The sequence below is a fragment of the Neobacillus sp. SuZ13 genome, assembly GCF_030123365.1.
Classification (GTDB): domain Bacteria; phylum Bacillota; class Bacilli; order Bacillales; family Cytobacillaceae; genus Neobacillus.
On sequence record NZ_CP126107.1, the window covers coordinates 5180184 to 5195000 of the forward strand.

Genomic DNA, 14817 nt, shown 5'->3' on the forward strand with positions numbered 1-14817 from the left:
TTTCTATCAAAATCGTTCATTTTCCAAAAATTTCATTAAGGTTATTATAAGGTTTATATTTTAATATTTAAAGGCAGGATATGTTTAGGAAAATTATGGGGACGATGGTAAAATGGGAGTATAATGCGGAAAATTGTAAGTTTTGCTCGAAAATGGAAACTACTTTTGGAGGTTGCACACAAATGTTAAAAAAATGGATAAGTAGTTTTATAGTAATCGCGTGTCTTTTCTTCAGCATGAGCTATTATAGTGTACGTGCCGCTAGTCCAATAAATTCCACTTCCCGAATTGAAGGGATGCTGGTCGTGGATGTAAGTAATTCAATGAAAAGCAGCGACCCAAAGAATATTAGCAATGAAGCGATGAAAATGTTCATTGATATGGCCTCCATTAATGGTGATAAAATTGGTGCCATCTCCTATTCCGATGCCGTAATGCGTGAAAAAGCATTAGTTAAAATCAGATCGACTCAGGATAAAAAGGATCTTAAAGATTTCATCGATTCATTGGAGAAATACACATATACTGATTTATCTACCGGGGTGAGAGAGGCAGTAAAGGTGCTGGATTCTAGCCATGAACAGAACTACTACCCGCTGATTGTCCTTCTTGCCGACGGAAATAATGAATTAAATCCCAAGAAGTCTAAAACTCTGAAAGAGGCCAATACCGATTTGGAAAAAGCCATCGATGCCGCAAAGGCAAAAGGTTATCCGATTTATACGATTGGCTTGAACGCAAATGGCAAGCTAAACAAGGATGTTCTCACCAATGTTGCGGATCGCACAAACGGTAAGTTCTTCGAAGCAAGATCAGCTGATCAGCTGCCGGGCATTCTTAGTGAAATCTTTGCTAACCACCTAAAGTTAAAAATTGTTCCCCTCGATCAAATGGTCGGGAACGGTCAGTTTCAGGATATCAGCATCCATGTCCCGAATGAAAATGTTTTAGAGGCCAATATTTCATTAATTTCTAGTAAACCAGTCGAGGTAAAACTCGTTAATCCATCCGGCCATGAACTTCCCATCCCTTCAGACCAAGTCCTTTTCTCCCAATCAAAGACCTATTCGATGGTAAAGCTCCTAAAGCCTGCCCAAGGAGATTGGACGCTGAAGGTTAAAGGGGTGGATAAGGATAAGATCGATGTTAATCTCATTTTTAACTATGATTTACAGCTCAAGCTGGCTCCACTAGCCAAGAAAACCTTTAAAGCAGGTGACACCGTCAAGATTAATGCCTTTTTTGAGGATAATGGAACAGCTATTTCTGATAAAGAAATCTATCAATCAATGAAAGCTGGACTTTTTGTAAAAGATCTCGATAAAGGAAAAATTAAGGAAGTTGCTCTAAATTCAAATAGTCAGGGTTTTACAGGAGAACTCAAGCTTGGGAATGCCTCTAGTTATGAGGTGGTAGTCAAAGCGGAAGACAACAGCTTTTTCCGGGAAACCACACCGCTAAAGATAACTGTACAAAAAACAGCGAATTCTTCTGCAGCTGTCAAACCGGCTAATACAGAAAATGAGGATCCTTTTCCATGGCTGTATGTTGTAGCGGCTGTTGTTGGCGTCCTTCTGGTTGCAGCCCTTGCTTACACCCTTTTAGCAAAATTGAAACAAGCCAAGCGCGGCTTCAGCGGGCAAATCGTCGTGGAAATTAAGGATGAAGATACAGGTGAACGCAGCAATCCGCAATACAAAAAATTAAAAAGCTTTACAGGGAAATTTCGGATGCATCAGTTACTAGCACTAGCACCTGAATTTGCCGAAACCGAGCAAATCATTTTCAAACCATCTGCCGGTGACAAGCTTCTGCTCATTAATAACTCTGACAGTACCGTCGAAAAAGGCGGACGCGCCATTGATGCCAAAAAAGGCTTCGAAATAAAGAAAAATGACCGTCTCCGGATCGTTCTAAAAAGGGTTAATAAATCAGTATATATTGAGTATATCAGTTAAAACGAAAAGCGGAAGCGCCTTGTCCAGGGGCGTGAGTCTAGACGAGCCGGCGAGAAGGTTGCTCTTTAACCTTCTTGACGGATTGGCTGTAGACCTTCGAGCCCCTAGGCGCTGCAGCTAGACAAAAAGAATTTAGGGTGTCAGGCACCATTTTTGGTGCCTGGCACCCTAAATTGAATCTTTTTGAGATTCTTTTTCGTCATATAGAAGAGAAAGTTTGAACTTTTTACAGCCAAGGAGGAATTTTTGCATGAGAGCAAGTGTGAGAGAGCATATTCAGCAGTTAGATGTTTCCTTAGGCGGAGGGATTATTTCAGAGAAAATCCGCGTTGATACCATAGATAATCCAATGCTCGTCATTGGCCTTGGCGGCACAGGCATCGATGCCCTACTACGCTTGAAATATCAAGTCAATCGACGATTCAAGCTCCCGCAAGACCCTTTATCCAAAAAGAAAAAGGATAAGCCCAATAATATTGAGTTCTTAGCCTTTGAAACAAATGAATATGACAAAAATAAAAAGTACAAGGGAATCGGCCTTGATCCAAACAAGGAATTCGTCCTCCTCTCCAACCCAGAAATCGGCGGCCTGCTCCAAAATCGCAGTACGATTGAGCCCTATATAAAAGAATGGCTCTCACCTGAACTCCTTATTACGGATGGGATCAGCGGGGCCTCGGGAGTTCGCCAAGCCGGCAGATTACTTCTATTCACCAAAATCAACCAGGTTGTCCAAACGATTGAACGGAAAATCGAAGCGGTCCTTGAAGGGACTAATAAACGGTTATATGTCTTCATTCTAACCGGCTTGTCCGGCGGTACCGGCAGTGGCTGCTATCTTGATATTTCCTACATCACCCGCGGGATTATGGAGCGAAAATTCGGCCCGACCGGCGTGGATAAAGTCAGTATTCTCGGCTACCTATTCACACCAGATGTGAATTTATCCAAACGCGGTTTAAGCTCGCACACCGTTGAATACATTGAGAAAAATGGCTATGCTGCTTTAAAAGAACTCGATTACTGGATGAATGCCGATGAACGAAATGAACGCTTCAAGCAGAGGTACGGCAGCCTCTTGGAGGTAAATTCCCCCATGCCGCCGTTCAATCTCTGTCACTTAATCTCAGGGACAAACTTGGAGGGGAAATGGCTCGAGAACGCGTATGATTACTGCATGAATGTCACCGCAGAAAATATTACAAACTTCATGGCCAATGAGGAAAAGCAATCGGGTGAAGAGTTCGCAATCCATGATTATATTAGTAATATCCGGACCAATATTGCCCAAATGCCAAAGCCATATGCCGCCAACTATCAATACAACATTATCGGTGCATCGATGGCAGAAATTCCACTTGAAGAAATGACCACCTATATCGGCTATAAGCTGTTTGAAAAGATGAACAGCATGTTCGATGCCGGTCCCGATCAAACAGAGGTCGAGCAATTTTTAGAAAAACTACGGATAGATCCGGATTCCGTCCATCACCGCTTTAACGAACGAGTCCCAGAACCTTTATCCGGTTTTGAAAATAGTGACCGCTTTTCTTACAACAACGTGATTAAAACATCTGTCATTAATATTGATGACGAATTAGATCGTGAATTTTTACTAAAAGCACAAGAACAGTACAGAAAATGCAAGAAACAGCTCCCTGGTGAAATTATGGAAGAATTTCGCCGTCAAATTGAGCGCTTGTTCCTTCACCCGAAAAAAGGGCCAATTTTTGCATCGCGTCTCATCTATTCAAATGATGGATTCTGTCTGTTAAAAACCTTGCAGGCATATATGGAAGGACTTCGTGACCGCTTAGAGCGTCTGCCTAGAGCGATACAGTCTGAACAGGAATATGCCTTAAATAAACTTGAAGATGCGAGAAGTGCCTTTATCTCAAAGGATCGCAAAAAGAATGCCTATATTGAGGCCAAGCTGAATGAATATGATGCCCGGGCAGAAAAGGTCCGACTCGAAGAAATGATTGAATTTTATGAGGACCTATACCAACTGCTCAATAGTCAAAACAACAAAATCTATGAAATATATAAAGAAATCCTTGAAACGCTAAAGGGAATCTTTGAGAAGAATGCGGATATCCTGGTTGATGGTGAGGAAGTCAAACACGATCATGATGTTACCTATTATTGGCATTTGGTTAGTGTACCAGATGTTGCCCGTGAGATTCAGCGGATGTTTGATTCCAAAGACGGCGAATTATTGGTCCAGCAGTGGTCTGAAATGCTACTAGAAAAATCAACCTATTGGGTCAAGGAATCAGATGTGGATGTCGTCGGCACGGTGTCTGAATTCTTAACTGACCAGTTCGGCGAATTGATAACCAAATCAATGGAAGACTTTTTACGAATGAAATATGGCGAAGATCAACCGATCGACAAAATTATTGAAGATAAAATTGCCGCACGACTGGACCGGGACGCCTTGCCTGTATTCCATCTTGCCAACAGCAACGGACAGCTGCACTTCCCACAATGGGGCTTTGTCTCCGTTCCGGTAAAGGCACCAAATATTTTCAATGGAATTAAAAATTTCGAAAAGCATTCCTTGAGCCATTCGCGGTTCACCATTAAGGAAAGCGAGCTGAAGAACCGGATCTTCTGGCTGAATACGAAAAATGGGATTCCGTTGTTCGCTTATTCGCCACTAGCTATCTACGAAACTTCCTATGAAAAGACCATCTTAGAAAAAGAAGGCGTCGGCCGCCATCTCGTTCAAACGGATAAAGAAAACTGGGCCTACCTCCCATCACCTATTCCGGAAAAGTCATGGGGAGATACGTACCAAAATGAGCGTGTCAAGCAATACAATGCCAGTGTTCGTACCCTATTTGATGAGGCTGTCGGATTCAAATGTATCTCAGAAAAAAATGCGGATCATAATACAAGCGCACGTTTCCAATGCCATTTTACCAAAGAGATTAGTCTTCCAGATTTATTTGCGCAGTATGAAGTTGATCCGAATCAGATTGAAAAGGCAAGTCTCGGAAATCTGAAACATGTGCTTACGAAGCTCAAAGACATGTCTTCGGGCGGGATGGAGTGGGATGGTATAAGTGATATTTTCGGAAGCACGAACTTAGAATTAGCCAAAGAAAACTTCATTCGCTCACCAAAGCTCATTGAAAAGGTGAAAATAGAAGCAAGAAAACATCGCCTAATCCAAGAAAAGATTGCTGAAATTGAGCAATGGATCGAATCGCAGAAAGACAGAGAGGTTTCGCTGAATCAGTTTATCCAGGCGGTTTATACAAAAACGATTCGGAAGAGAGGCGCTCTCTATGTTTACGATAAAGAGATTGAGGAAGATGCTTGGGCACCTTTCGTAAACCTGATGAAGACGACAAAATTTGTAGATTATGAAATCTATAAGGCTTTCAAATCGTTAAATCCTAAACAAATGGCCCAACTCGAAAAGAAATCAGAGCGCCGAAGCAGTGACTTGATTAATCAAGAACAGGCGACAGAACTTATTGCTGCCTTAGAAGAAATGGCCGCTTCATATCAAAAGGAAAAAGAAGCCCTTGATTATGACTACAAGGATTTTGCGAACGGTGAAGAATTGTACAGCTTCTATAAAGAAATAATGATTAAAGTTCAAGATATGCTACGCCAATTAAAATCGTAATAACAGCCTGATAAGAAGCTAGAAATGATGTGGCCACATGCAGGATTTGCTTGTGGCCCGTTTTAAAGCGGAAGCGCCCTGGTCAGCGACGTAAGGGCTGGACTGAGCCGACCAAGATAAAGGAAAAAAGCAAAGCGGAAGCGCCTTGCTCAGGGGCGACATGCATAAGACGAGCCGGCGAGAAGGTTGCTCTTTAACCTTCTTGACGGATTGGCTTATGACCCGAGCCCCTAGGCGCTGGAGCTAGACCACACGAAGAGCGATAGCGCATTCGTGCTTGACTTATCGAAGCGAGGTGAGGGAAGTACTCTAGTCGCTAGGGTGCTGGAGCTGGACAATTTTCAAAGTAGAATACTCCTACTTTTTTCTGATGAGGGGGAATACAACTTGAGAGACCTTTTACAAACGTATGCACACACTTTTTCCATTCAACTAGAAAAAATGACGCTAGAAGTAAATGAACAGAGGAGTGTGAACCATCCGGTTGTCTTCTTATTCCTGGGTGACCTTGTTTTGGATGCCCTTAAATCAATCATAAATATTAATGAAGAAAAATGGAATAACAGTTCAGGTGTACTTTATTTTCATGCCTATCAAACAGAGACAATCACGATTCCAAACGTCATATCGATTCAACTTCCAGACCAGGGATTCGAACGTAAGACCAAACGAAAAGATATATATGAAGCTTTTTGTCGTGATGAAGAAAAACTGATTGAACTGAATAAAGTTTATCGACTGCTTACATCCAAAATAGCAGAGTATGGGAAAGTGTATTCCTCCCTTCAAAAAGTAAACCTGTGCGTGGTCACAGCCATTGAAGACCCTGCGAATATTCTTATTCAAGAATTTACCTTATTGTTAAAAAGTATTCTTCAAGAATCATTCCGATTGGTCGAACTGGACCTTTATGGATTAATAAAGGAAAAACAGGATGGCAATAATTTTGCCCTATCAACCTCGCTTGGGATGAGCTTTTTCAAAGAATTAGATTGCTATCAAAGCGATGAATACACCTTTCTTAAAGACCTCCAGCTGACAGAAGATCACCTGCGGCTGCCGGTAAGTCATCCTCCCTCCCCACTCTTTGACATGGTGTATTTACTAAGTGATAAAAATGAAGATGGTTTATTATCAAGTGAAGCCGTGCTTCAAAACTATGAAATAATCAGTAATCTTAATCTTTTAAAAAACCGCAAGATGATCACGGATTACCATGAAAAAATGGACAGTTATAATCATGCTGCTTTTCGAAAGGGGATTCGCGGAAATTCAAAGAAACCCGTGTACGCCTCAGCAGGCTTTTCCAAGGTAAGTCGTCCGAACAAAGCGATTGCACTTTATGCGGCAAGCCATTTTTACAATGAACTAATGGAAGCATTGAAAGCTCCCATTTCCCTGCCCAAGGATAAAGTTCTCAGCTTATTTGCCCTGTCAGAGAGTTCCTTTCAAAAGTACTATACTAAATGTCTTCCTTCCATTGATAAGCTTGTGGACATGAGTGGATTAATCAGTGCGACGAATTCCTATCAAACTGTGAAATATATGTCTGTCAGGGATGCGGAGGATTACTTGTTCGATAGTGGAGCGGAACAATTCTTCGCCGCCAACTTCAAAGAGCCGGTCCGTGAGCGCCTAGAGCAGTTGAATCTAAAATTACAAGTCCAGCGCTATCTTGATGAGAATGTGATACAGCATGAACAATATGGTTTATATTGTGCCTATATCTGGACTGCCGATTCGAATGATTCAGCGATAAGTGTCATCCAAGAGATTCATAGAATGCTCCAAGATACGAAACATGAACAAGCAGAAAAACAAGCAAGACTCGAGCACTACTATCAGCAACAGGTCGATAGCTGTGATTTTAAAAAGAGTTATCTTCCCTTTTCGGATCGTAAAAACATGCAAAATTTTCTGCATTTCTTATTTGAGGCGGTATATGGCACCAAGTATGAAATGATCAAGCTTGATGTGAAGCGGGAGATTTTAAAGCTGTACTTAGAGGTACTGGAAGAAAATCACCTGAAATTGCGCACCAAACTGGAACATCTCGGCCAGATTGGTTCTTATTTAAAACAGACAGCGGCGGAAAGCCTTTATGAGGCTGATGATTATTTAGATAAAAATATTTCCGAATATTATGAAGAGATTATTGCAGGTATTACAGCAAAGTTTAGGGAGAAACGCGGGGCTCACTTCTTTTCTGACGATCGCTTCTTTGGAAACTTGCTAGGTTTGCTTGAAACCGGAGGCAAGCCGCTGCTGGAACGGGTCCTGGATGTCTGCAGCCGCGAGGTCCTTACCCAAGAGGAATTTCACCGCAGTTTTGAAGATGAACTGCTAGAACGCGCCAATGTGATCACTAATTACGAGAACAAAGATGTCCTCTCGAAAAGTGAATTATTTAAGCAATTATATAACCGCCTCGATGACCAATCACCGATACACATTGAAGTGTTTAATTACACTCAGGAGCACCGTCATGAGGAAAAATACTTCTTTGGTGATTTTTACAGCAAATTCATGGAGTTCGCCTTAGAAAAAGAACATGATACCAGACAATGCAAAGTCGGTTGTGCCCATGAGAAGAAAGCAAGCGGGATAGAAAAGCTCACCCTTATGGGTGGATTTCATTTAACGGACTTAATGTACTATCGAAATGGTGAAAAATACTACAGGGCTTATTGCGAAGAGGGATTTGAATTCCACTCGCAATCCGTTATTAGCAACTCTATATCATAAGGAGTATTGAAGATGACTGTCCGAAAATTTAGCTTTCTGTTTTTTGTATTTAGTATCCTTGCCGGATTGATTGGTGCATTGGTGGGTGAATGGCTCATAGCATCCTATTATGGTGTTTGGCCTAATATCCTGTTAATGGGAGTCTACTTTGCACAATTAGCCTTCATCTTTGGACTTTTCTGCTTGGCTGCTGAGTTGATTACACCAGTTATTAATGGGCGCAGCTGGCGCTTAGAATACTCGGGATTCTCATGGAGGATTCTTTACCCAGCAACCTTCGTGATGCTGTTTGCTGCCGGAGTTCTCTTTCAATTCTTGTACTCACTTAATTTTTCAAACATAAAACCGCCTGATGATATTGTCCTGGTACTTGATACTTCGGATAGTATGAATAAAACCGACCCACATCATGAAAGCTTAAAGGCGGCGGGAAAACTAATTACCAGGATGAAGCCAAATCATCGCGCTTCGGTCCTCTCGTTTAACGAAAAAGCGGTGATTACCAAATCGATGTTTAACATTAGCGATAAAGAGGAACGGTTGGATGCCCTCAAGCAAATCAATGAGTTAACGGCCTCCGGCAGCACCGATATTGGCAACGCCTTGGATACTGCGATTCAAGAAATTGACATCCATCATCAAACAGGCCGCAAACCCATGGTGATTCTTTTTTCGGATGGATACAGCGAACTGGATCTGAACGAAGTTGTAGAGCCCTATCAGAACAAGGACATTATTATTAATACGATTGGGATGAGTAAGATTGATAGAAGCGGCGCCCGACTCCTGCAATCCATTGCCTCAAGTACAGGCGGTTCCTTCTCTGATGTGAAAAATACGAACGAATTAACGAATGTTTTTGAAAAGATTTACCTTGAAAACCAAGACCGGCTCCTTGTGACAGAACGACATGGATTGTTTCAAGACAGTATCTATCTTTCTGTTCTCCGCGTCGTCTTCCTTACATTAATCGGTGCCTTATTCGGGCTTGCCTTGGGGATTATTTTTGACAACCGCTATTTGGCAAAAAGCTATTTGATTATTGGGCTAATTGCAGGAATCCTTGCAGGACTAGTACTGGAACTTGGATCTAAAAACAATATGCTGGGCGGATTTCCCCATCGGGTCACGGCTGACATTCTCTTAACCGCGTTAACGGGCTTGGGGACCATGATCATTCCCATTCGTGAAAAATTTATTGGCCGCTCGAGTCGCAGCAGTGGTGTACCTGATTTATCTCAAAGAAGCTCAGTCCCGACAAGGGAGACCTTTAAAAAGGGGTTTTGATTATAAGCAAGGCGGCGCACACTCCGCTTCGCGAAAATATTCTACTAGAAATTGGGTGATTGTTGGTGAATTGGGAAACCATTTCTTCTCCTGATCATGAAATAAAAGATATTAAAAAGACAATAAGAGATTCTGAGGTTCATTTAACATGGTTTTGGTCGAAGGATGTTGACTTTGTCTACATCTACAAAACATCTACTGATGATATGAAGCCGCTCCAGGAGCTCAAGTTACAGGACTTAAAGCTTTACACACGGGAGGAATATAAGGCAAATCAAGGCTATCTTGGCAGGATTGATGGGATTGGCCGAACAGCGTATCGTATTTTTCCATGCCAAAAGCGGGAGGGTAAATTGATTGTTTTCAACCAGGAAAATGATCATAATCTCATTTATATTTCAGGTTCAAAAGCAAGAATTTATTATTCCATTTCCTATAAAAATAAGCTCTTCCAGGCACGCAAAAAAGTACAGATGTCTATTATGACCGAATTGCCACTCGAAAAAGATCTGTTAGTATATGTGAAAAAAAACGGCGGAGATCCTGTCTCGGTTGAAGATGGAACCGTCTATCCATTTGTCCGCGAGTTCCCCTCTGGAAAAACCGTGTCTCCAGAGATTGAAATCGATAAAAATGAGTATATTCGCATCTTTTTTAGCGATGGGAAGAAATCAGCGCAAAGCTATGAGTTAATTCCACAATAAGGGAGACTATCCGCATGTTTGCACTGCTTAAACGAATGTTTGAAAAAAAACAACCGGCCAAGGAAAGGCTGCCATTTTATGATATTGTTTGTCCTTATTGCTTTTCAAAATTTCATCATGAAGAGGTTGTTTTTCGAGCCGCCCATCATCGCGACGATGATGAAACATTAGCCCTTCAAGAAGATGAATTGTTAAACAATTACCGGGAAAAATTCGGGCTTGCCCCCATAGATGAACTCGAGGCGATTATCAATCCCTCAATGATTCCCGATGAAAATAAAATTTATGCCAACCGTGTTCTTATGGGCGTATCTGATAAATATTCCGTTGTGACGAGAAATCGCCTATGCTCCTCCTGCCACAATGATCTTCCCGTCACTGCGGGGAAACATCCAAGTAACATCGTTTCCATTGTCGGTGCTACATCGGTGGGGAAATCTGTTTATATGACATCGCTGATTCATACCCTTCAGCATGTGACGGCTAATAATTTCGATGCCGCATGTATCCCGCTTGATAACGAAATTAGTAAACGATTTCGGGTGAACTATGAAATTCCACTCTTCGAAAATGGGAGTCTATTACAATCAACCGAAAAAGCGAACCGCCAGGAGCCGTTTATTTTTCAATTCATCTTTAAGGATGATGAACAAGCCCCCTTAACGCTCGTCTTTTTCGATGTAGCAGGCGAGGGAATGACAGACATGGATTATATTAAGCTTCATGCAGCACATATCAAAAATTCTTCTGGGATTTTATTCTTAGTGGACCCAATGCAAATCCGCGCCATCCGTGAAAAGCTAATCCATCAAATGGGTGAAAATCCTGGAAAAATTGTAGGTCAAGGCGATGAGCCGCGCGAGGTGGTCATTTCCCTGTTTGGAGATTTCATTGCCCATCTCGAAGACAGCAAAACGGATATTCCAACGGCAGTTGTTTTAACAAAGAGCGATCTCCTAAATTCCTTAAAACACGATGATGGAGACTATATCCGGTCAAATAGTAATGTGTTTCGCCATGTGATTCATCGTGGTTACTTAAATTTAGATGAGTACGAGAATATTAATGGAGAAATTAGAAGATTCCTAACAAAGGTAGATACCCCTTTTGTGAATGCGCTTGATGTTTACTTTCGGGATACCTCCTATTTTGCCGTATCTGCCCTGGGCAGCAATCCTATCGATCAACAGGTCAGTGGGATTATTAGTCCGATTCGTGTCGATGAACCGTTTATTTGGCTGCTTTATAAGTTGGGCTATATAGAAGGGAGAAATGAGAAGTGACCGGCAAGTTGATCGCACAGCAAATGTACACACGCGAACGGGGCGGCGTTTTTCATGCTACTGACGGATATGATACCATTGCTATTTCCGAGAGCCTTGATAAAGCCTTTGTAAAAAAATTCTTACATCCCTTTTGTATGTATCATGCGCCAAAGCCCCTAACAGAACGCGGTGAAAAGGATCCTACTCTCTATCCAGAATCTGTGACCCTGTTTCAGCCTGAAACCGGTGACCTAGTCATAGGTCAGGCCGTTTTTGTCCCGGCAGATTTTACTGGGAGCCGCAGCACGTATTTTATGCATAACTATATTATTCCTCCGGGTTTGAAGGATGAGTGGGTCAAACAGCCTGAGAGATTATTTCAATGGAACGAATTTCGCACCTCTTATGATATCGAATCAGGGATGGTCCTGCCTGACGTAGAGGCAGTTGAATATAACACGACTGATATTCTCGCTGTGAAAGATGAATTGTTAGTCCGCTTAGCGATTAGCGAGGATCAATTCAAACAGCTTTTATTTGCTGTAATGACCTCCATAGCAGGAAAGAAAAAGGTTTTCATTTCACTGGATGTACCGCTGCAAGACTATACGAACTACGCTCTATTACTTTTAGAGCTAATTTCGGTGTATTTGCCCTATGCTTATCGCCGAAAACTTGGAGCGATTACCTTTACAAGCGCACCTGAGAGCAAGAATTATATCCATGTCACATTTTTTGAGCCGGGAACATTAAATAAAGCCGATCGCAGCATCGAAAAACAGTTTATTTTTGACTTTGCCGCTGAACGAATCTCCGGTATAGATATTGGCGGCCAGACGCATGAGTTTTTGGATTATGTGCTCGAACATTTTTCCAGATCAGAACGAATCGATTCATTCCTTGAGTTTGCTGACCAGGCGTTAGATGGATTACCTGAAGAACAAAAACTGGAACGATCAAGCTACTATCAGCTGACTGCCTTGTTTTTAACTTTATCAAAGCTAGATCTATCATTCTATGAAAAAAATAAACTTGGTTTTTTACATAGTTTACAAAAGTTCTTGCAGGTAAATAGTGCAGAGAAAGCCGATTTAGTGGATCTCTTTTTGAAGCTGCTTCATCAGGAAAAAATGGCTGCAGATCCGAAAACAGCTCTCGACTACATCCAATCCGTTGTTTCTTTAAATTCAATCCTAAGATGTGATGAAGCCACCCTCTTTATACTCGAGACATTGAACTATTATCAAAGAGATCCGCTTTTCTATAAGTTATGGAAGGAAATTGAACAGGACAAAGAGACCTATCAATCCATCGTCCAGTTTATGATTAACCATCCTGATAATAATGGGCTCCTTGAAGGCTATCTGATGGAACGATTAAAAAAGGCCGCTGGAGTAGACGAGATTCTTTCCGAGTTACAACAAATATTGGAAGTGTCCTCTCTTTTAGAAAATGAAACATTTAAAGCTGTTTCCATAAAAAAGCTTTCTTCGGCGATAACCTATCATTCGTTCAAGGATATCTTAGCCATTAAGAACTTTTCCATCGACCGGGAAAGCACTGAATTTAAACACTTTAAAATGGTATTGCTTGCAAATGGAATCATCATCTTATTGCGTTCTATTCGTCTGGAGGAACTGACAGTAACTGAAATTATGTCCTTTGGTGAGATTTTTACAAAGGGACTAAATATTAGAGATTTGAAAGATCCAAAGGTAAGGGAAAATTATCAGATCATCCATGCCCTTTACGAGGTAGTCAGCCATCCCGCTCATGCAGATACGTATAATTTTGGTGCTTTAAGCGGAGCGGGCCGATCTAAACTAAGAGACACGCTTAAACATGTCCTGCGCGGCCAGTCTAATCCTGAGTATTTTCCGCTATTATTCATGGCTTTTGAGACGGAGGTCAGCGGGGTAGACTATCAAGGTTTATTGGAATACCTAATTAAAAACTGTGATGCCCCAACAATTCTAGCCTTTATTCGTGCCAGTACGCGACTAATTGACTTGTACCCATTTTTTAGAGCATCGTTGAAAAAGTATCTAATCAGCCATCCGGATTCCATTTGGAAAAATAAAGCACTTAAAAAAGAACTTAAATTAATTAAAAACTACAGTTTAAAAAATTTACTGAAGGAAGTGGAAACTGAAACCGCCGCCCCTCTAGTGAAATTTTTAAAACAGTATGGCCTGAAACTCTCGGTAGTGTTTGTACTGTTTGGCGGTGTTGGTGGTGGAGCCTGGTACGGGGTAAACAAATTATTCAGTAAAGACACAACGCCTGCACTTGTCGTAAAAACAACGGAGGCCGAACAGAACGCATCATTAAAGGAAAAGAATAATACACCTGTTGAAAGTACAGTGACCTTAGATTCCTTCAAACCTACCAATTTGGGAACAGAAGGACATACTTTCTCCATAGATATAGAAGGAAAAAGAGCTAAAACTATTTATGGACAAGTTCAGAACGGTAAGCAAAGTATTTTATTAACGGATAATCTGGACATAAATTACCCGTTAGACCTGACAGTCCCATTTGAAGTAAGCCCCTTTGATGAGAATATGATCCTGAAAGAGGGTTTCTCCCTCTCAAGTACAGAACATGATTTTACAGGTGATGGGGAACCTGAGGTCGTCCTTGCTGCAAGTGACAATTTTGCAGAATCATATATTTGGATTTTTTCTTTAGATGGAACACATAATGTGGGGGAACCACTCACACCTCTACTTGTCCAAAAGGCAAAGGCTGATGTCCAGTTGGCGGGGAATAAACTAATATTATCCAAAGCAGAACCTGAGCTTAGATACGAGTATTTAAAGGAAGGACAAAGGTTTGTGGAATCAATAAATGAATAATAGTTTTAATGGAGCATTCCCAATGGGTGCTCTTTTTTAATGCCTCTGACCTGATCTATAAGAATGTTGCGTTTTATAGAAATGGATCGCTCATATGTCTCTCCAATTGTGAACTTGGCGAAATAAATTGTGAACTTGGCGAAATATATTAGATTGTTGGCGGAAATAGTTCTAAGTTTGGCAGGATAAATCAGAAGTTCAGCGAAAATATCTCAATTATTGGCGAATATGCAAATTAGATAAAAACACAAAAAAGACAACTTTTTTCAAGTTGTCCTTTTCGTGCCTGGCAACGTCCTACTCTCACAGGGACGCGTGTCCCAACTACCATCGGCGCTGAGAAGCTTAACTTCCGTG

The 14817-nt window shown here is 41.4% G+C and carries 7 protein-coding genes and 1 rRNA gene (1 of these 8 cut by a window edge); 7 read left to right on the forward strand and 1 reads right to left on the reverse strand.

Features of this window, described 5'->3' with window-relative positions; genetic code table 11:
* Positions 1-182 precede the first annotated feature (182 nt).
* From QNH17_RS25575 to QNH17_RS25605, 7 genes are all read left to right on the forward strand, one after another.
* Positions 183-1958, forward strand: coding sequence for a vWA domain-containing protein (locus QNH17_RS25575; RefSeq protein WP_283875954.1), 1776 nt, complete (start codon positions 183-185; stop codon positions 1956-1958).
* A gap of 250 nt (positions 1959-2208) precedes the next feature.
* On the forward strand, positions 2209-5601 hold the full coding sequence (locus QNH17_RS25580; RefSeq protein WP_283875955.1) for a tubulin-like doman-containing protein: 3393 nt from the start codon (positions 2209-2211) through the stop codon (positions 5599-5601).
* Positions 5602-5988: 387 nt separating this feature from the next.
* Positions 5989-8346 (forward strand): hypothetical protein, encoded by a 2358-nt coding sequence (locus QNH17_RS25585; protein ID WP_283875956.1) that lies wholly within the window; start codon positions 5989-5991, stop codon positions 8344-8346.
* A 12-nt stretch (positions 8347-8358) separates the two neighbouring features.
* Positions 8359-9633: a vWA domain-containing protein gene (locus tag QNH17_RS25590; protein WP_283875957.1), complete on the forward strand. Its 1275-nt coding sequence runs from the start codon at positions 8359-8361 to the stop codon at positions 9631-9633.
* Between the two features lie 65 nt (positions 9634-9698).
* Positions 9699-10337 carry a beta-mannanase gene (locus QNH17_RS25595; protein ID WP_283875958.1) on the forward strand — a complete coding sequence of 213 codons (639 nt, stop codon included), beginning with the start codon at positions 9699-9701 and terminating at the stop codon, positions 10335-10337.
* 14 nt (positions 10338-10351) lie between these two features.
* Positions 10352-11620: a TRAFAC clade GTPase domain-containing protein gene (locus QNH17_RS25600; RefSeq protein ID WP_283875959.1), complete on the forward strand. Its 1269-nt coding sequence runs from the start codon at positions 10352-10354 to the stop codon at positions 11618-11620.
* Complete coding sequence (locus tag QNH17_RS25605) at positions 11617-14460, forward strand: GAP1-N2 domain-containing protein (protein ID WP_283875960.1); 2844 nt, start codon at positions 11617-11619, stop codon at positions 14458-14460. The genes QNH17_RS25600 and QNH17_RS25605 overlap by 4 nt, the downstream gene beginning before the upstream one ends.
* Positions 14461-14744: 284 nt before the next feature.
* Here the strand turns inward: QNH17_RS25605 and rrf are convergent.
* Positions 14745-14817: ribosomal RNA gene (gene rrf / locus QNH17_RS25610) — 5S ribosomal RNA — on the reverse strand (it continues 44 nt past the right edge of the window).